The sequence below is a fragment of the Priestia sp. FSL P4-0332 genome (assembly GCF_038005845.1).
Classification (GTDB): domain Bacteria; phylum Bacillota; class Bacilli; order Bacillales; family Bacillaceae_H; genus Priestia.
Genome location: NZ_JBBOUA010000001.1, coordinates 3992670 through 4013101, shown reverse-complemented (window position 1 = coordinate 4013101; position 20432 = coordinate 3992670). Strand labels below are relative to the sequence as shown.

Annotated in this window: 19 protein-coding genes; all 19 read left to right on the top strand. The window is 39.6% G+C overall.

Features of this window, described 5'->3' with window-relative positions; genetic code table 11:
- Positions 1-90: 90 nt before the first annotated feature.
- On the top strand, positions 91-1620 hold the full coding sequence (locus MKY06_RS21080) for an ABC transporter ATP-binding protein (protein ID WP_013058815.1): 1530 nt from the start codon (positions 91-93) through the stop codon (positions 1618-1620).
- Complete coding sequence (locus MKY06_RS21075; RefSeq protein WP_098279091.1) at positions 1617-2678, top strand: ABC transporter permease; 1062 nt, start codon at positions 1617-1619, stop codon at positions 2676-2678. The genes MKY06_RS21080 and MKY06_RS21075 overlap by 4 nt, the downstream gene beginning before the upstream one ends.
- Positions 2675-3634, top strand: a complete 960-nt coding sequence (locus MKY06_RS21070) for an ABC transporter permease (protein WP_013058813.1) — start codon at positions 2675-2677, stop codon at positions 3632-3634. The genes MKY06_RS21075 and MKY06_RS21070 overlap by 4 nt, the downstream gene beginning before the upstream one ends.
- Before the next feature lie 258 nt (positions 3635-3892).
- A complete protein-coding gene (gene yfmF / locus MKY06_RS21065) occupies positions 3893-5188 on the top strand; it encodes an EF-P 5-aminopentanol modification-associated protein YfmF (RefSeq protein ID WP_013058812.1) in 1296 nt (431 codons plus the stop codon).
- Positions 5175-6458, top strand: a complete 1284-nt coding sequence (gene yfmH, locus MKY06_RS21060) for an EF-P 5-aminopentanol modification-associated protein YfmH (protein ID WP_025750276.1) — start codon at positions 5175-5177, stop codon at positions 6456-6458. Before yfmF ends, yfmH begins: the two co-directional genes overlap by 14 nt.
- A 63-nt stretch (positions 6459-6521) precedes the next feature.
- Positions 6522-7247 (top strand): elongation factor P 5-aminopentanone reductase, encoded by a 726-nt coding sequence (gene ymfI, locus MKY06_RS21055; RefSeq protein ID WP_013058810.1) that lies wholly within the window; start codon positions 6522-6524, stop codon positions 7245-7247.
- Positions 7248-7312: 65 nt separating this feature from the next.
- Positions 7313-7573, top strand: a complete 261-nt coding sequence (locus tag MKY06_RS21050; RefSeq protein WP_013058809.1) for a DUF3243 domain-containing protein — start codon at positions 7313-7315, stop codon at positions 7571-7573.
- A gap of 213 nt (positions 7574-7786) precedes the next feature.
- Positions 7787-8578, top strand: coding sequence for a DUF3388 domain-containing protein (locus MKY06_RS21045; protein WP_013058808.1), 792 nt, complete (start codon positions 7787-7789; stop codon positions 8576-8578).
- A 12-nt stretch (positions 8579-8590) separates the two neighbouring features.
- Entirely contained in the window at positions 8591-9568 is a 978-nt protein-coding gene (locus MKY06_RS21040; RefSeq protein ID WP_223268970.1) for a helix-turn-helix domain-containing protein, read from the top strand.
- Between the two features lie 144 nt (positions 9569-9712).
- Complete coding sequence (gene pgsA / locus MKY06_RS21035) at positions 9713-10297, top strand: CDP-diacylglycerol--glycerol-3-phosphate 3-phosphatidyltransferase (RefSeq protein WP_013058806.1); 585 nt, start codon at positions 9713-9715, stop codon at positions 10295-10297.
- A 16-nt stretch (positions 10298-10313) separates the two neighbouring features.
- The gene (locus MKY06_RS21030; RefSeq protein WP_029320633.1) at positions 10314-11555 is read left to right on the top strand and encodes a competence/damage-inducible protein A; all 1242 of its coding nucleotides are present in this window, start codon (positions 10314-10316) and stop codon (positions 11553-11555) included.
- Positions 11556-11754: 199 nt separating this feature from the next.
- On the top strand, positions 11755-12792 hold the full coding sequence (gene recA / locus MKY06_RS21025; protein WP_013058804.1) for a recombinase RecA: 1038 nt from the start codon (positions 11755-11757) through the stop codon (positions 12790-12792).
- 280 nt (positions 12793-13072) lie between these two features.
- On the top strand, positions 13073-14632 hold the full coding sequence (rny, locus tag MKY06_RS21020) for a ribonuclease Y (RefSeq protein ID WP_013058803.1): 1560 nt from the start codon (positions 13073-13075) through the stop codon (positions 14630-14632).
- An 81-nt stretch (positions 14633-14713) separates the two neighbouring features.
- Positions 14714-15511, top strand: a complete 798-nt coding sequence (locus MKY06_RS21015; protein ID WP_029320635.1) for a TIGR00282 family metallophosphoesterase — start codon at positions 14714-14716, stop codon at positions 15509-15511.
- Positions 15512-15734: 223 nt separating this feature from the next.
- Positions 15735-15995 (top strand): stage V sporulation protein SpoVS, encoded by a 261-nt coding sequence (gene spoVS, locus MKY06_RS21010; RefSeq protein WP_003181955.1) that lies wholly within the window; start codon positions 15735-15737, stop codon positions 15993-15995.
- A gap of 75 nt (positions 15996-16070) precedes the next feature.
- Complete coding sequence (locus tag MKY06_RS21005) at positions 16071-16988, top strand: dipeptidase (RefSeq protein WP_025601386.1); 918 nt, start codon at positions 16071-16073, stop codon at positions 16986-16988.
- A gap of 184 nt (positions 16989-17172) precedes the next feature.
- On the top strand, positions 17173-17349 hold the full coding sequence (locus MKY06_RS21000; protein WP_155660653.1) for a hypothetical protein: 177 nt from the start codon (positions 17173-17175) through the stop codon (positions 17347-17349).
- A gap of 17 nt (positions 17350-17366) precedes the next feature.
- Positions 17367-19124, top strand: coding sequence for a 2-oxoacid:acceptor oxidoreductase subunit alpha (locus tag MKY06_RS20995; protein ID WP_013058800.1), 1758 nt, complete (start codon positions 17367-17369; stop codon positions 19122-19124).
- Complete coding sequence (locus MKY06_RS20990; RefSeq protein WP_013058799.1) at positions 19111-19977, top strand: 2-oxoacid:ferredoxin oxidoreductase subunit beta; 867 nt, start codon at positions 19111-19113, stop codon at positions 19975-19977. Before MKY06_RS20995 ends, MKY06_RS20990 begins: the two co-directional genes overlap by 14 nt.
- Positions 19978-20432 lie beyond the last annotated feature (455 nt).

Here is a 20432-nt window from a genome sequence, read left to right as displayed (position 1 = left end):
AGTATAAAAGGCTAGTGAAAACTAGCCTTTTTCATAGCCAAAAAACGGAAGACAGAATCCTGTAGCAGGCAGGAATAGGGAGTGAAAGCAGTGGAATATGTTATTGAAATGCTAGATATTCGCAAAGAGTTTCCCGGTATTGTCGCTAATGACAATATTACACTCCAAGTGAAAAAGGGAGAAATTCATGCTTTGTTAGGAGAAAATGGTGCAGGTAAGTCAACGCTGATGAACGTTTTATTTGGACTTTATCAGCCTGAAAAAGGGCAGATTCGTGTAAACGGCCAAGAAGTCAAAATAACGGACCCTAACGTAGCGAATGACTTAGGAATTGGGATGGTTCATCAGCATTTTATGCTCGTTCAAAACTTTACAGTAACAGAAAATATTATTCTTGGAAACGAACCGACGCGCACGGGGAAAATCAATATTAAAAAAGCAGCTCAAGATATTCAAGAGCTTTCAAATCAATATGGATTATCGGTAGATCCATATGCGAAGATTCAAGATATCTCAGTTGGCATGCAGCAGCGAGTGGAAATTTTAAAGACGCTTTACAGAGGAGCCGACATTCTTATTTTTGATGAACCTACTGCCGCCTTAACACCTCAGGAAATTACGGAATTAATTCAAATTATGAAAAAATTAATTCAAGAAGGAAAGTCGATTATTTTAATTACGCATAAATTAAAAGAAATTATGTCAGTATGTGACCGCTGTACAATTATTCGAAAAGGTGTCGGGGTTGGCACGGTAAATGTGCAAGAGACCAACCCTGATGAACTTGCTGCTTTAATGGTAGGAAGAGAAGTGCATTTTAAAACTGAAAAGAAAACAGCGACTCCAAAAGAAGCTGTGTTAACAATAAAAGAATTAGTAGTAGAAGACAGCCGAGGAGTAGAGGCTGTAAGTTCACTTGATCTAAGCGTTCGGGCAGGCGAAATTGTAGGCATCGCGGGTGTAGATGGGAATGGTCAAACAGAGCTGATTGAAGCAATTACGGGTCTGAGAAAAATAAAGTCGGGCTCGATCACATTAAAAAATCAAGAATTGTCTACGTTATCCACTCGTAAAATTACGGAGTCAGGAATAGGACATATTCCGCAGGATCGTCATAAGCACGGACTGGTATTAGATTATACAATAGGTGAAAATATTGGCCTTCAAACGTATTATCAAAAGCCGATGTCTAAATCAGGTATTTTAAATTATAAAGAGATGTATAAAAAGGCAAAAGAACTAATTGCAGAATATGATGTGCGAACGCCTAGTGAATATACACAAGCGCGATCGCTATCGGGGGGGAATCAGCAAAAAGCCATTATTGCCCGTGAAGTAGACCGCAGTCCGGAGCTATTAATTGCAGCTCAGCCAACGAGGGGGCTGGACGTAGGGGCCATTGAATTTATTCATAAGAAACTGATCGAAGAACGAGATAAAGGACGAGCAGTGCTGCTTGTTTCGCTAGAACTGGATGAAGTAATAAATTTAAGCGATCGCATTGCGGTTATTTATGAAGGGAAAATAGTCGACATTGTAGATCCAAAAGAAACGAATGAACAAGAGTTAGGCTTATTAATGGCAGGCGGTACGCGTGAGAAAGCGGGTGGAACAGCATGAATAAACTTGTGAAAAATGAACGTGTAATGATGATTTTGATCCCTGTTGTATCGGCCATATTAGGACTCATTGCCGGAGCGGTTATTATGTTACTAGGCGGCTATGATCCAATGCTTGGCTATCAATCTCTTTTTGACGGGATGTTTGGAACGCCAAAAGCCATTGGAGAAACGATTCGTGCCATGACTCCTCTTGCTCTGGCTGGTATCGCGGTTGCGTTTGCTTATAAAACCGGTCTCTTTAACATTGGAGTAGAAGGACAGCTTTTAGTTGGCTGGTTGGCTTCAGTATGGGTTGGGTATGCGTTTGATTTACCAGCAGTCATTCATATTCCTTTAGCTGTATTAGCAGCAGCTGCAGCTGGAGCAGTTTGGGCGTTTATTCCAGGATTTTTAAAAGCAAAATTTCATGTTCATGAAGTAATTGTTTCCATTATGATGAACTATATTGCCCTTTATACAACGAGCAGCTTAATCCGTACGTATTTATATGCGGGTAATGAAAAATCGTATGATATTAAGGAATCGGCATCTTTAGCATCAAGCTTTTTAGCACAGTTAACCGATAACTCCCGCCTTCATTACGGCATTCTTATTACCATCGCTGCAGCCATCGTAATGTGGTTTATTTTGAATAAAACAGCTAAGGGCTTCGAGCTAAGAGCTGTTGGTTTTAATCAACATGCTTCACAGTATGCAGGAATAAATGTAGGCCGAAACATTGTGTTATCCATGGCGATTTCAGGCGCTTTTGCCGGGCTTGCCGGGGCAATGGAAGGGCTTGGAACATTTCAGTATATGGGCACATTCACTGCGTTTACGGGTACGGGGTTTGACGGTATCGCCGTAGCTCTTTTAGGAGCTAACAGCGCAATTGGAATTTTATTAGCTTCATTCTTTTTCGGAGGATTGCAAACTGCGGCTCCTCAAATGAACTTTATGACAGGCGTACCGTCTGAATTAATTCAAATTGTCATTGCGCTTATTATCTTTTTTGTTGCATCTAGTTATTTAATTCGCTGGGTGCTTGGCCGTGCAGGCAAGGGGGGAGCAAAATGAACTTCTTAGAGGTGTTAGCCATTATTATTCCAGCGGCGCTTTATTCAGCTGCACCGCTTATCTTTACCGCGCTCGGAGGGATATTTAGTGAGCGTTCTGGGGTCGTGAACATCGGATTAGAAGGGCTGATGATGTTTGGCGCGTTCACAGGTATTGTTTCAACCCTTTTACTTCAGGATTCATTAGGTGCTTGGGCCCCGTGGGTAGCGATAGTAATTGCGGCTGTTGTTTGCGCTGTGTTTTCGCTGATTCATGCTGTTGCAAGTATTACATTAAAAGCAGATCAAACTGTAAGTGGTGTAGCGCTGAATTTTCTAGCTGCGGGTCTTTCAATCTTTTTAATCAAAAAGATTTTTGGGAAAGGACAAACAGATTTTATCCAATTCCGTATCGATAAAGTAAGTATTCCAGGTCTATCAGACATTCCAGTAATCGGTAAAATTCTGTTTTCGAATGTTCCTATTACGTCTTATATTGCAATTGCGCTAGCTTTTGCTGTATGGTACATCATTTATAAAACGCCGTTTGGTCTTCGTCTTCGTTCAGTTGGTGAACACCCAATGGCAGCAGACACGATGGGGATCAAAGTTGTGAGAATGCGTTACGTTGGCGTTATGATTTCCGGAATGTTAGCTGGAATCGGCGGCGCGGTGTATGCTACATCTATCGCTACAAACTTTGCAGCGGGAACGATTGCTGGACAAGGGTTCCTTGCTATTGCAGCTATGATTTTTGGAAAATGGCATCCTATTGGTGCTTTAGGTGCAGCCATGTTTTTCGGGTTAGCACAGTCTTTGAGTATCACGGGAGCTCAGATTCCGGTTATTCAAGATATCCCATCCGTCCTTTTAACCATTGCACCGTACGTATTAACAATCTTAGCACTTACTGGTTTTGTAGGACGTGCTGAGGCTCCTAAAGCGCTAGGCGTTCCTTATGAAAAAGGCCGCCGCTAATAAATCCTCTATACGAGGTCTAACAATGACTAAAGTTGGATAAATATAGAAGGTGGAGACAAAGGAATCATATTCTTTTCTCCGCCTTTTTTTCATTGAGAGAAAGAATATGAAAAGAAATGAGGAAGCGCGCGGCAAGTTACTTGAAAATGTTTCCTTGAATTCGATATAGTGGTTATAAGACTAAAATTAGCGTTAAAGATTCAAAATAGAAGTATTGTCTAGTTAATACATCAAAATTTAAAAGGAGGTTTATATATGAAATTATTGACTGAACAAAAACATGAACTAGAAGGATTGACTGTTCACACCATTCAAACAGCTAAGTACAAAACAAACACGTTCATTTTAAAACTAAATGCCCCTTTAGATAAGAAAACGGTGACAATGCGTGCCCTTTTACCTTATGTGCTTCAAAGCGCTACCGAGTCGCTGCCGTCTACGACAAAGCTTCGTACATATTTAGATGAGCTTTATGGTGCTACTTTACAAGTAGACTTAACAAAAAAAGGTGATAACCACGATATTACGATTCGCATTGATATAGCGAATGAAAAATATTTGAAAGATTCAACTCCGCTTTTGCAAAAAGCGTTAGCGCTTCTTGGCGATATTTTATTAAAGCCAGCAGTTGAAGGGGACTCTTTTTTAAAGGATATTATGACAAAAGAAAAGCGTTCGCTTCGTCAGAGAATTCAAGCCGTATTTGATGATAAAATGCGCTATGCTAATTTAAGATTAGTCGAAGAAATGTGTAAGGAAGAACCTTACTCTTTACATGTAAACGGTCAAATTGACGACGTGGAAGAAATTACAGGTGAAAGTTTGTACGCCTATTATCAGCAGGTGTTAAAAGAAGATGCCATTCACCTTTATGCTATTGGAGATTTGCAAGTCGAAGAGGTTTTACAAACAGTAAAAGAAACATTTACGTTACCAAAGCGCGAGCAAAAAGACATTGAAGATTCTATTACGTCTAAAGATATCTCAAAAGTAAATGAAGTAGTGGAAAAACAAGAAGTAAAACAAGGGAAATTAAATATTGGCTACCGCACAAATGTTGTGTACGGAGATAGACAGTATTTTGCTCTGCAAGTATTTAACGGTATATTCGGAGGTTTCTCACATTCTAAGCTATTTATCAATGTGCGTGAAAAAGCAAGCTTAGCCTATTATGCCGCTTCAAGGGTAGAAAGTCATAAGGGATTACTGATGGTCATGTCGGGTATTGATGCTAAAAATTACGACCAAGCCGTGACCATTATTAAAGAACAAATGCAGGAGATGAAGCAAGGGTCGTTCACAGACGGCGAAATCGCTCAAACAAAAGCCGTCATTCACAATCAGCTGCTTGAAACGGTGGATACTCCACGAGGACTAGTAGAGGTTATGTATCATAATGAATTAACAGGCAAAGACATTTCAATTGACGAATACTTAAAGCATATTGATGCGGTATCTAAGCAGGAAATTATTAAAGTGGCTGAGAAAATTGAAATGGATACAATTTATTTCTTAACAGGAACGGGCGGTGAAGAAAATGGAGAAAATTGAATTTTCGCAGCTTCAGGAACAGCTGTATCATGAAAAAATGGATAACGGGCTGCAGGTATATATTTTGCCAAAGCCGGAGTTTAACAAAACGTTTGCTACCTTTACAACGAACTACGGATCGATTGACAATCAATTCGTACCACTAAATGAAAATGAAATGACAAAAGTTCCGGACGGAATTGCACACTTTTTAGAGCATAAATTATTTGAAAAAGAAGACGGGGATGTCTTTCAACAGTTTAGTAAACAAGGTGCTTCGGCCAATGCATTTACTTCTTTTACCCGCACAGCTTACTTATTCAGCTGTACGTCAAATTTTGAGGAAAACCTTGAAACATTAGTGGACTTTGTACAAGAGCCGTACTTCTCAGAAAAAACGGTCGAAAAAGAAAAAGGCATTATCGGTCAAGAAATTACAATGTATGACGACAATCCGGACTGGCGCTTGTATTTTGGTACCATTCAAAATATGTACAAAAACCACCCTGTTAAAATTGATATTGCCGGCACGATCGAATCGATTTCACATATTAATAAAGATTTGCTGTATACATGCTATGAAACGTTCTACCATCCAAGCAACATGCTGTTGTTCATTGTAGGCCCTGTTGATGCGGAAAAGGTAATGAAGCAAGTTCGAGACAATCAGCAGAAAAAAGATTATAAAGAAATATCTGACATACAGCGTCACTTTGACGAAGAGCCTGAAACGGTGGATCAAGAAAAACAAGTACTAAAAATGCCGGTGCAGTCTTCTAAATGTATGGTGGGTCTAAAAGCGAAAAATCCGCAGCGTTCAGGTGGAGAAATGCTTAAATATGAGTTAGCAATGAATATTATCTTAGATTACGCATTTGGCAAAAGCTCTTCGTACTATGAGGAGTTATATGCAGACGGGCTCATTGATGAAACATTTGCTTATGATTATACGGAGGAAAGAGGATTTGGTTTTGCTCTTATTGGGGGAGATACGGACCAACCCGAGCAGCTGTATGATCGAGTTAAACAAATTTTACTTGAAATGAAAACAAAATCACTAACAGAAGAAGAACTTGAACGTATCCGTAAAAAGAAAATCGGCGGATTTTTACGTTCATTAAACTCACCTGAGTTTATCGCTAATCAGTTTACACGCTATGCATTTAATGATATGAATTTATTTGATATTGTTGAAACGCTGGAAAAACTGAAGGTGAACGAAATAAAAGATGTGCTAAACGAGATTATTGATGAAAAGAACTTTACGGTTTGTGAAGTAGTACCTAAATAAAGATGATTGTTGCCAAAAAAGCTGATGTTCATCAGCTTTTTTGCATGTAAAGGAGAGAAGGTTATGGAGAAATTTGCCCTTGTGACAGGTGCAAGCGGAGGAATTGGCACAGCGATTGCTAAGCAATTAGCTGAGGATGGATATTCGCTTATTTTGCATTACCATCAACGAAGAGACAGAATAGAGGCGCTTGCACATGAGCTTGCTGAAAAGGTAAAAACCGTGTTTACGGTACAAGCGGATTTATCATGTAAAGAGGGAGTGGAGAAGTTTTTAGAGGAAATTATTGTTCCGGTAGAAGTTATTATTCATAACAGCGGACGAAGCGTTAGCGGGTTAATGACAGATACTCCGGCAAAAGAAACCGAAGAAATGATCTATCTTCACATCACGGCTCCCTTTGTTATTACCAAAGCTTTATTACCTAAAATGATTAGTGCTAAAAGCGGACAAATCATCATGATTTCTTCCATTTGGGGACTTACAGGAGCTTCATTTGAAGTCCTTTATTCAATGGTAAAAGGTGCACAAAATACGTTTGTAAAAGCTTTGGCAAAAGAGGTTGCACTAAGTGGGATTCGAGTAAATGGAGTTGCGCCCGGAGCGATTGAAACGGATATGATGGCCAGCTATTCAAAAGAAGAGGTCAAAGAGCTGGCTGAAGAGATCCCTTTAGGAAGAATAGGATATCCAAAAGAAGTGGCAGATGCGGTTTCATACTTAATATCTTCACGAGCTTCCTACATAACTGGACAAATATTATCGGTTAATGGCGGTTGGTACATATAAAGTGTGCATAAAATCAAAAACACGGTACAAACTATGATATGAATAAACCTTAAGGAGGGCTACTCATGTCAGTATTAGAAAACTGGGATAGCTGGAAAGATTTTTTAGGCGACCGTTTACATCATGCGCAAAACGAAGGAATGCAAGAAGAAGTTATTCATGATCTTGCTTATCAAATTGGTGGATATTTAGCAAACCAAGTTGATGCAAAAAATGATCAAGAGCGAATTTTAGCAGACCTTTGGAGCGTTGCTTCTAAAGAAGAGCAGCATGCGATTGCGAGCAGCATGGTGAAATTAGTTCAAAATAACGGATCAGTAAAATAAGTTATCGTTTTTAAAAAGGAGCTAATTCACCGCATGTGAAAGCTCCTTTTTTCTTAGAAATAAATAGTACAAATAAATAAGCGCTTACATACATAACAAATGTAGAACTACTTGTCTTTAGGGTTTATAATATAATGGAAATCATTTATAGTTAAACTAGGTGAAAAAAAGGGGGCACCTCTCGAAGGCCAGCCAAGAAATGGGAGGGGTTTGATGGAGAAAATTGAGTGGTATTTAGAATATCAGATACAAAAAAATCGTCCGGGTCTTTTAGGTGATATTTCATCGCTTCTTGGAATGTTGTCAATTAATATTGTCACAATTAACGGAGTAGATGATATTCGCCGTGGATTATTGCTGCGCTGTGATTCACATGAGCAAATAGACAGGCTTGAATCTATTTTGAAAACAATGGATAATATCATTGTGACAAAAATGAGACCGCCTAAATTGCGTGATAAGTTAGCAGTGCGTCACGGTCGCTATATTCAGCGGGACGCAGATGATAAAAAGACGTTCCGTTTCGTAAGAGATGAATTAGGTTTGCTCGTAGATTTTATGGCGGAACTGTTTAAACAAGACGGTCATAAGCTTATCGGCATTCGAGGTATGCCGCGAGTAGGCAAAACCGAATCCATTGTAGCAGCTAGCGTATGTGCGAACAAAAGGTGGCTTTTTGTGTCTTCTACACTCTTAAAACAAACGATTCGCAGTCAGCTTATTGCTGACGAATACAACGCTGATAATATTTTTATTATTGACGGGATTGTATCGACAAAACGCGCGAATGAAAAGCACTGGCAGCTTGTTCGAGAAGTAATGAATGTACCCGCGACAAAAATTGTGGAGCATCCGGATGTATTTGTACAAAATACCGAGTATTCGTTAGATGATTTTGCCTACATTATTGAAATAAGAAACGACCCCAATGAGAAAATTACATATGAAATAATGGAAGGTCCTCAAATGTTTCAAGACGGTGGATTATCGATGTTTGATTTTTAGCATAATTGGTAGGTGTTAGCATTGACAGAGTTAGGACAAAGGTTAAGACAAGAACGAGAAAGCAAAGGATTGTCGTTAGAGGATTTACAAAAACTAACGAAAATTCAAAAACGCTATTTACTTGGCATTGAAGAAGGCAATTATGAGGTTATGCCGGGGAAATTTTACGTACGAGCGTTTATTAAGCAATACTGCGAAGCAATTGGGTTGGACACAGATGCTATTTTTGAAGAATACAAATCAGACATTCCTTCAACTCAAACAGAAGACATGCCGCAGCAGCTTTCGCGCGTTCGCAGCCGCAAAGAAATTCCTCAGCATACAAAAGGAGTTTCAAAAGCATATGACTACCTTCCAACTGTTCTAGTGGTGGCGGGAGTTGTAGTTGTTGGGATTATTATTTGGGTAATCGCTCAAAATATCGTCTCGGATAAAAACAAGGAGCAGGCTAACCAAGAAGCTCCAAACAGCGAAGTTCAGCAGTCTAACACGCAGGAAGAAACGAATGAAACTACTGCAAAAAATGACAATAGCAAGTCAGAAGATGAACAAAGTGCTGCTGATAAGAAAGAAAAAGAAAAAGCTGAAAAAGAAAAAGCCGCAAAAGAAAAAGCTGAGAAAGAAAAAGCTGAAAAAGAAAAGAAAGACAGCGGTAAACAAGAATACAAGGAAGTTCAAAAAACAGGCAGAAGTGCTACGTATGCTCTTTCCGGTACAGATGCATTTAATCTAGAAGTAACATCCACTCAAGCAGATACTTGGTTAGATGTGAAAAATGGAAAAGGAAATGCTTTCTTTAGCTCCATTCTAAAAAAAGGTGAAACAAAAGAATTTGATTTGACGAAAGAAACTGAAGCTCGTGTCAACATCGGTTATTCACCTGGAGTAGAGTTAAAAGTAAATGGAAAAGCGGTTGACTTGCCGTTTGATTCATCCAAGCAAGTTCGACAAGTTGTAACGATTCAATATCAGCCGGCAGAAGCACAGTAAACACCCTGTTTTAAAAAGTGATCAGGGTGTAAATAAAGATAATATGTGAATTAATCACTCATTCACGCTATAATAAAACCAAAGCCGTGCAAACAATTTCGTTTGCACGCTTTCAGTTTGTAACAGTAATTGGAGGCAGAAGAAGTGAATTTACCAAACAAGATTACCATTTCGCGGATTTTCCTAATTCCCGTATTCCTCATTTTTATGATGGTGCCGCTACCATTTGGCACAGTGGAGGCAGCAGGAAAAGAGATTCCGATCGCTCACCTATTAGGGGCAGCATTATTTATTATTGCATCTACAACAGACTGGATTGACGGATACTATGCCCGAAAGTACGACTTAGTCACGAACTTGGGCAAATTTTTAGATCCACTAGCAGACAAGCTATTGGTTTCAGCTGCGCTTGTAGCTATTGTTGACTTAGATTTAATTGCAGGTGCAGGATGGGCTGCTATCATCATTATTAGCCGTGAATTTGCTATCACTGGTTTAAGACTTGTACTAGCAGGGGAAGGGGAAGTTGTAGCAGCAAATATGTTAGGTAAAATTAAAACATGGACTCAAATTTTAGCTATTTCAGCTATTCTGTTGTATAACTTGCCTTTTGAATGGGTTTCCATTCCATTTGCTAGCGTAATGCTTTGGATCTCAGTGATTTTTACGGTTATTTCAGGCTGGGACTACTTTGCTAAAAACAAACAGGCTTTTGTTAACTCAAAATAAGTAAGATGGAGATGATATGATGAACGCTGAAATTATTGGAGTCGGCTCTGAGCTGCTGCTTGGACAAATTGCCAATACAAACGCTCAGTATTTATCGAAAAAATTAGCCGAACTTGGAATTAATGTTTACTATCATACGGTAGTAGGAGATAATGCACAGCGCTTAAAAGAAGTGATTGCTACAGCTCAAACGCGTGCAGAGTTAATTATTTTCACAGGCGGGCTTGGTCCTACAAAAGATGATTTAACAAAAGAAACAATTGCGAGTGTGCTAGGAGTAGAGCTGACAACAAATGCAGAAGCACTTGAAAGCATTGAAGCCTATTTCAAACAGTCAAATCGTGTCATGACACCTAACAATAAAAAACAGGCAATTGTGCTAGAAGGTTCGGCAGTGCTCCCTAACGATTACGGAATGGCTCCAGGTATGGGGCTTACGGTAGAGGGAAAACACTATATGCTATTTCCCGGGCCACCAAAAGAGCTTTATCCAATGTATGAATCGTATGGCCAAGAATTTTTAGCTCAAAAGCTTGAATTAAAAGAAAGTATTGAATCACGTGTTCTTCGCTTTTTCGGAATAGGAGAATCACAGCTTGAGACGGAAATTGAAGATTTGCTTGATGCGCAAACCAACCCGACGATTGCGCCGCTAGCAGGAGATGGAGAAGTGACGCTTCGCTTAACTGCTAAGCACGCTAATGCTGCTGAAGCACAGCGCATGTTAGACGAAGTGGAAAAAACCATTTCAGAGCGCGTAGGCGAGTATTTATATGGATACGAAGCAACTTCTTTACATAATGAATTGGTAAAAGAATTAACGGCACAAGGATTAACGATTGCTTCAGCCGAAAGTTTAACCGGCGGTTTATTCAGCGAACGTTTAACAACTGTTTCAGGTTCTGGAGAAGCTGTAAAAGGCAGCCTGGTCGCCTATCATTATGAAATCAAGCAAAATATTCTCGGAGTGAGCGAACACACGCTGAATCAGTACGGAGCCGTTAGCGAGCAGTGCGCGGCTGAAATGGCTCAGCGTATTCAACAGTTATACAAAACGGATATTGGCATCGGGTTTACAGGTGTAGCTGGGCCCTCCAAACAAGAAGGCCATCCTGTAGGAACAGTATATATAGGGGTAGCCTATAAAGATCAAGCTCCTCAAGTTTACAGCCTGCAGCTATCTGGAAGCCGCCAGGGGATTCGTTCACGAACGGTTAATTATGGCTGTCATTACGTATTAAAGATGATAAAGAAATAAAGAAAAAAGGCTGTTTGGTTTTTCCAAAACAGCCTTTTTTTTATAAAATAATAAACGAACATTTATTCGCTTTTTGCTTGTCAAACGACTCGAAAACTAGTATAGTAAGTTATAGAAAGTTGTTAATTCGACATTGCTACTACATCGTAGTAAGTTTGCAGTTTATAGATGATTTCAAAGAGATAGAGGAGGAAATTGAGTGAACGATCGTCAAGCAGCCCTTGATATGGCTTTAAAACAAATTGAAAAGCAATTTGGTAAAGGTTCAATTATGAAATTAGGTGAACAAACGGAAAAAAGAATTTCTACAATTCCAAGTGGTTCATTAGCGTTAGATATAGCTTTAGGTGTAGGTGGATATCCACGTGGACGTGTAGTTGAAGTATACGGTCCAGAAAGCTCAGGTAAAACAACAGTTGCTCTTCATGCGATTGCAGAAGTTCAACAGCAGGGCGGACAGGCTGCATTTATCGATGCGGAGCACGCGTTAGATCCTGTATATGCTCAAAAATTAGGTGTGAATATTGATGAGCTATTATTATCTCAGCCTGATACGGGAGAACAAGCGTTAGAAATCGCTGAAGCTTTAGTTCGAAGCGGTGCCGTAGATATTATCGTTGTTGACTCAGTAGCAGCATTAGTGCCAAAAGCGGAAATTGAAGGAGAAATGGGAGACTCTCACGTGGGTCTACAAGCTCGTTTAATGTCTCAAGCATTGCGTAAACTATCTGGAGCTATCAACAAGTCTAAAACAATCGCTATCTTTATTAACCAAATTCGTGAAAAAGTCGGCGTTATGTTTGGTAACCCTGAAACAACTCCTGGTGGACGTGCGCTTAAATTCTATTCTTCAGTGCGTCTAGAAGTACGTCGTGCAGAGCAGTTAAAGCAAGGAAACGATATTGTAGGTAACAAAACAAGAATTAAAGTTGTGAAAAACAAAGTAGCTCCGCCTTTCCGTGCTGCTGAAGTAGATATTATGTACGGAGAAGGTATTTCAAAAGAGGGTGAAATTTTGGATATCGCTTCTGAACTAGATATTGTTCAAAAAAGTGGATCTTGGTATTCATATAATGACGAGCGTCTAGGTCAAGGTCGTGAAAATGCAAAACAATTCTTAAAAGAAAATACTGATATTCGTCAGGAAATTGCGGGACAAGTGCGTGAACATCATGGTTTAGACCAAGATGGAGAGCCAGCTCCTGAGGATGACGATCAAGGCGATTTAAATATTTAATTTGCTGCGAGATAAAAAAAGACTCCTCTATTTCAAAGAAGGGGTCTTTTTTTTGTAAAAATTGTTAATGCTAGAAAAGTAACATACGAAATTTCAATATATACTGTAGAGGCAGGCTTGACAATAAAAATGCACAGATTTACAATTAAGATGTATATTTTCCCTTTTTAAAACATTTTAGCGTTTAAAAGCCTTTGTGTGTATATTGAAAGGTGAATACGATGTACATGCCGACATGAAATTTAAAACTTACAAGTTTATAGCAAGGGGAGGTGAAATGATGGATACTAATACAATCATCTTCGCTTTGCTTGGCCTAATCGTCGGTGCAGTTGTTGGCTTTTTTGTTTGTAAATCGATTGCTGAAGCTAAAATTGCGGGAGCAAAGTCTAGTGCAGAACAAATTATCGATGAAGGAACCCGCGAGGCGGAAGCTTTGAAAAAAGAAGCTTTACTAGAAGCGAAGGATGAAATCCATCAGCTTCGTACAGAGGCAGAACAAGATATTCGTGATCGTCGAGCAGAACTTCAAAAACAAGAAAATCGATTAATGCAAAAAGAGGAAAATCTTGATCGTAAAGACGAATCACTTGATAAACGTGAAGCGTTACTTGAAAAGAAAGATGATTCTCTTACTGTTAAACAACAGCATATTGAAGAGATGGAAAGCAAAGTTGAAGAAGTAGTACGTGCACAGCAAACAGAGCTAGAGCGCATTTCAAGCTTAACAAGAGAAGATGCAAGAGCGATTATTTTAGATCGTGTTGAGAATGAACTTTCCCACGACATTGCAATAATGGTAAAAGAAACAGAAAACCGTGCAAAAGAAGACGCCGATAAAAAGGCGAAAGAAATTCTTTCACTTGCTATTCAACGTTGCGCAGCAGATCATGTTGCTGAAACGACTGTCTCAGTTGTTAACTTGCCAAATGACGAAATGAAAGGCCGAATTATTGGTCGAGAAGGTCGAAACATCCGTACGCTTGAAACTTTGACAGGAATTGATCTTATTATTGATGATACGCCAGAAGCAGTTATTTTATCAGGATTTGACCCAATTCGTCGTGAGACAGCAAGAATTGCACTTGATAAACTCGTTCAAGATGGTCGTATCCATCCCGCGCGTATTGAAGAAATGGTTGAAAAATCTCGCCGTGAAGTGGACGAATATATTCGTGAAGTTGGTGAACAAACGACGTTTGAAGTCGGTGTTCACGGGTTGCACCCAGACTTGATGAAAATTCTTGGTCGCTTAAAATTCAGAACAAGCTATGGTCAAAATGTGCTGAAACATTCAATGGAAGTAGCACATTTATCAGGACTTATGGCTGCTGAATTAGGTGAAGATGAAACGTTAGCCAAACGAGCAGGATTGTTACATGATATTGGTAAAGCAATTGATCATGAGGTAGAAGGAAGTCACGTAGAAATCGGTGTTGAATTAGCTACAAAGTATAAAGAACATCCGGTTGTTATTAACGCGATTGCTTCTCACCATGGAGATACAGAACCAACATCAATCATTGCTGTACTAGTTGCAGCAGCGGATGCATTATCTGCTGCAAGACCAGGTGCTCGTAGTGAGACGTTAGAAAACTACATTCGTCGTCTTGAAAAGTTAGAAGAAATTTCAGAGTCTTATGAAGGCGTTGAAAAATCATTTGCGATTCAAGCAGGGCGTGAAGTTCGTATTATGGTGAAACCAGATACGATTGGTGATTTAGAAGCGCATCGACTTGCTCGAGATATCCGAAAACGAATTGAAGATGAGCTGGATTATCCTGGCCACATCAAAGTAACCGTTATTCGTGAAACAAGAGCAGTAGAGTATGCAAAATAAAAATGAAGTGGCGTTTCGCCACTTTATTTTTTTTCGTAGAGATGAAGATGCAGATTAAGAATGAAGTATAGGAGCTTTTACATGAGAATTTTATTTATTGGAGACGTAGTTGGTTCTCCAGGCCGTGAAATGGTTGAAGAATATTTACCAAGATTAAAAAGAAAATACTCTCCGGGACTTACAATTGTGAATGGAGAAAATGCAGCTTCGGGCAAAGGCATTACTGAAAAGATTTATCGTCAGTTCTTACAAGCAGGGGCTAACATTATTACCCTTGGTAACCACGCGTGGGACAAACGCGAAATTTTTGATTTTATTGACGATGCAAAAAATCTTGTTCGTCCAGCTAATTTTCCTGAAGGTACACCGGGCAAGGGAATTACGTATTTTACGTACAATCAGCTTGAGGTAGCCGTGATTAATTTACAAGGGCGCACGTTTATGGCTCCGCTTGATTGTCCATTTCATAAAGCAGATGAACTGATTGAAGAAGCACGTCAGCGCACTCCGCTTATTTTTATTGATTTTCATGCTGAAACAACAAGTGAAAAGCAAGCGATTAGCTGGTATGTGGACGGTCGTGTCAGCGCTGTTGTCGGCACTCATACTCATGTTCAAACAGCTGACAATCGTATATTGCCAAAAGGAACAGCCTACATCTCTGACGTAGGAATGACGGGACCTTATGACGGCATTTTAGGGATGGAGCGCGAAGCTGTTATTAAGCGTTTTTTAACGTCTCTTCCTGTTCGATTTGAAGTGCCAAAAGAAGGAAGAACGCAGCTTAGTGGAATCGTTATTGATATTGATCAAAAGACGGGGAAAGCAACAAAAACAGAGCGAATTTTAATTAACGAAGACCATCCATTTTTTGAATAAAGGGAAAAAGTCAATGTGTCGAAAGACGATACGTTGGCTTTTTTATTTTGTCAAAAACGTAAAAAGAAAAAAGAAAGGTGTAGAAATATAAGTTTTTGAATATTTAGGAAAAACAAGCAGGAATACGTTTGACATATCGTGAATATAGTAACATTGAAATCAATTAAGTCATTGGTCTAATGATCTCTCATCATACATTGTAAAGAATAAGGAGGAGCTAGATATGGAAATATTAAAAGTTTCAGCAAAGTCTAATCCAAATTCAGTTGCTGGTGCCTTAGCAGGCGTACTGCGCGAACGCGGCGCAGCAGAAATTCAAGCCATTGGGGCCGGGGCGCTTAATCAAGCAGTAAAAGCTGTAGCAATCGCAAGAGGGTTCGTTGCACCAAGTGGGGTTGATTTAATCTGCATCCCAGCTTTTACAGATATTCAAATTGATGGAGAAGAGCGAACAGCCATTAAATTAATTGTAGAGCCGCGATAATTATAAAAACCACGGACCTGTAAAGCATAGAAGCCAAACAGGTCCTTTTTGTATAGAGTTAAAGGGGTGTGGGTTGTGATATTTGATGCTCATTGTGATGTATTGATGAAACTCTGGCTAAATAAACGTTTATCTTTTACATATGATTCAGCGCTGCATGTGACGTTAGAAGGAATAAAAAAAGCAAAAGGGAAAGTTCAGCTATTCGCTATTTATATTCCAGAAGCGGTTCCGGCAGCTCAGCGCTTTGATGTTGCGTTAGAAATGATCCAGCTGTTTCAGAGTCATATTTTATCGCTTCCCGGTGTGAAATGGGTTCGTTCAAAACGCGATATAGATAGCTTGAAAAAAGGTGAAATAGGAGCAATGCTGACGCTTGAAGGCTGCGATGCCATTGATACAAGTTTAGTTCGCTTAAAGACACTTTTTTCACTGGGTGTACGTTCAGTAGGTTTGACATGGAATTACAGCAATGCTGTGTGTGACGGTATTTTAGAACCTCGCGGCGCGGGATTATCTTCTTTTGGAAGAGAAGTTGTTGAATTGAACAATGAATATAAAGTGTGGACGGATGTCTCTCATTTATCGGTAAGAGGTTTTTGGGATGTGATTGAGCTAGCGCAATATGTAGTAGCTACTCATTCCAATTCACACGTATTGTGTTCTCATCCCCGGAATTTAAGAGACGATCAAATTCATGCTTTAATAAAGCGAAACGGCGTGATTGGCATTACGTTTGTGCCTGAATTTTTAACGAGTTCTGCCAAAGCGCAAATAGCGGATGTGATCCGCCATCTTGATTACATGTGTGAAAGAGGAGGCGAATACTCCGTTGGTTTTGGCTCTGACTTTGACGGCATTGACAAAACGGTTCATCGTCTCGGAAGATATGAACAGTATACAAATTTAATCGAAGAACTCCTTAAGCATTACACTGAGGATCAGGTAAAACGTTTTCTGTTTCAAAACTTTGTTGATCGTGTATGCAGCTAATAAAAAAAGAGCTTTTTCTTCTTGAAAAAGCTCTTTTTTATACAAATTATTTATATACTAATGCCTCATGTGAAGGCAGAAAAGATCATTAAAAAACTTCATCTTATTCATTAAATATAAATATAATTAAAACGATTGAGAATTCAATGGAAAGGGTTGCATTTTTCTGGCAATCGGAATAAAATTGAAAACGGATTACGGAGCTGCTCAAGCAGAAACGTATCCTGCACAGCGGCAAGGTGCTGTGGGAGTTTTGCAGATGATTTTGGTTGGTGAAATGCAGAAGCAAATGAAATCGTTTGCTAATTTACTTTTTTCAGTTTTTATTAATAAAATAGATTTCTATATTATGAGCAATTAAAGGAGTGGCGTTGATTTATGGTACAGCAACTTTCATGGAAAGTTGGCGGACAGCAGGGTGAGGGAATCGAAAGTACGGGAGAAATCTTTTCAACCGCTTTAAATCGATTAGGTTATTACTTATACGGCTATCGTCATTTTTCTTCTCGTATCAAAGGTGGACATACAAATAATAAGATTCGAGTGAGTACAACTCAGGTTCGATCTGTGTCAGATGATTTGGATATTTTAGTTGCGTTCGATCAGGAAACAATCGATGTAAACGTCCATGAGCTGCGCGTAGGTGGCGTTGTAATTGCAGATGCGAAATTCAACCCAAGTCTGCCCGAAACATGTACAACTGCTACGCTATATGCTGTTCCGTTTACGGAAATTGCAACGGAATTAGGAACGTCACTAATGAAGAACATGGTTGCTGTTGGCGCTTCAAGTGCTGTGCTTCATATTGACACAGAAGTATTTGAAGAAGTAGTGCTTGAAATCTTCGGTAAAAAGGGCCAAAAAGTTGTACAAAAAAACATGGAAGCTATTAAAAAAGGTGCAGATTACATTCGTGAACAGCTAGGCGAACAATTAGAAACAATGAAACTAGATCCAGCGGATGGTAAAAAACGTATGTTTATGATTGGAAACGATGCGATTGCGCTAGGTGCTTTAGCCGGTGGGGCTCGTTTTATGCCAGCATATCCAATTACCCCTGCTTCAGAAATCATGGAATACTTAATTAAAAAGCTTCCTCAATTTGGTGGAACCGTTATTCAAACAGAAGATGAAATCGCAGCATGTACGATGGCTATCGGAGCTAACTATGCAGGCGTACGTGCGCTGACAGCATCAGCTGGACCTGGTCTATCATTAATGATGGAGTCGATTGGATTAGCGGGAATCACTGAGCAGCCTGTTGTTATTATAGATACGCAGCGCGGCGGTCCAAGTACAGGGCTTCCAACTAAGCAAGAACAGTCTGATTTAATGGCCATGATTTACGGTACGCACGGTGAAATTCCGAAGATCGTCATGGCGCCAAGTACGGTTGAAGAAGCATTCTACGATACGATTGAAGCGTTTAACTTAGCAGAAGAATATCAGTGTCCAGTTATTATGCTAACGGATTTACAGCTTTCACTTGGGAAGCAATCAGTAGAACCGCTTGACTATAACCGCGTTGAAATCCGCCGCGGTAAGCTTCAGCAAGGAGAGCTAGAAGAGCTAGAAGAAAAACAATACTACAAGCGCTACCGCGTAACAGAAGACGGCGTATCACCACGCGTCATTCCTGGAATGAAGCATGGCATTCATCACGTGACGGGAGTAGAACATGATGAGACAGGAAAGCCATCTGAATCTCCGGTGAACCGCGATGATCAAATGAATAAGCGTCTTCGTAAAACAAAAGGAATTCGTTTTAATACGCCAATTCATGTTCACTCTCATGAAAAAGAGTCTGATATTTTATTTGTTGGATTTAATTCGACGCGTGGAGTCATTGAAGAGGCAATGGAACGTTTGGAACAGGACGGTATAAAAGTAAATCATGCTCACATTCGTTTGATTCATCCTTTCCCAGCTGACGAACTGCTTCCTTACGTGCAAGGAGCTAAAAAAGTAGTCGTCGTTGAAAACAATGCTACTGGACAGCTTGCTAATATTTTAAAAATGAATATTGCAAGTCATGATAAAATTCAAAGCGTATTGAAGTATGATGGAAATCCATTTCTTCCGCAAGAAGTATACGCAAAAAGTAAGGAGATGTTTGTGTTAAATGGCAACGTTTAAAGATTTTCGTAACAGTGTAAAACCTAACTGGTGTCCGGGGTGTGGAGATTTCTCCGTACAAGCAGCCATTCAACGCGCATCTGCTAACGTAGGTTTAGAACCTCATGAGCTTGCTGTTATTTCAGGTATTGGATGTTCTGGACGTATCTCTGGTTATATTAATTCATATGGTTTTCACGGTATTCACGGACGTGCGCTTCCAATCGCTCAAGGTGTGAAAATGGCTAATCGTGACTTAACCGTTATCGCATCTGGCGGCGATGGAGATGGGTTTGCTATCGGTATGGGACACACGGTACATGCGATTCGCAGAAACATCGATGTGACGTATATCGTAATGGATAACCAAATCTATGGTTTAACAAAAGGACAAACATCTCCTCGTAGTGAAGTAGGATTCAAGACAAAAAGTACGCCTGAAGGATCAATCGAGTCGTCTTTATCTGTTATGGAGCTTGCGTTAACTTCTGGAGCAACGTTTGTGGCTCAAAGCTTTTCAACGAATTTAAAAGAGTTAACAAGCTTAATTGAACAAGGCATCCAGCATAAAGGTTTTTCTTTAATTAACGTATTTAGCCCGTGCGTAACGTATAACAAAGTGAACACGTATGATTGGTTTAAAGAAAACCTAACTAGTCTTAGCACAATTGAAGGTTATGATGCAAACAATCGTATGCAAGCTATGCAGACGTTAATGGAGCATAACGGTTTAGTAACAGGGCTTATTTATCAAAATGCGCATCAGCCGTCGTATCAGCAGCTTGTTCACGGTTATAGTGAAGAGCCGCTGTCAAAAGCAGACTTAGGCATGACTGAGGAAAAATTTGATGAGCTAGTAGCTGAATTTATGTAAAAGAGGCTGCAATAAAAGCAGTTTAGTAGAGGGAAAATCCGAACGTTGAACTGAGATTCTTGATGGAGAATCCAACTCGTTCGGATTTTTTCATAGTGATAGCGAACGTAGGTTTCATGTAGGGAGTGGCTTCTAGCTGTTAATTGGAGAGCTAGGAGAAGGCTCCTACGGGAAAAGCGAAATAGGTGAGAACCCGCGGGAGCGGAAGCGACGAGGAGGCTCATCGGCCGCTTGCCGAAAGCGAAGTTTTGCACAGAAATCAACAACGGTGTAATAAGCGAATTTCTATGAGCTCTTTTATCCCATTTGTTCGTCTCTAAAATAGGTTAATTTAGTTATGTATCAATCTCTTTTTGTGATTTAATAAATATTTCGAAAGTCGAACGAAATTTTAACGAAACAGGTATAGAAAATAGGTATATGATTGTGTTCGCTACTTGAAAGTTATATACTAT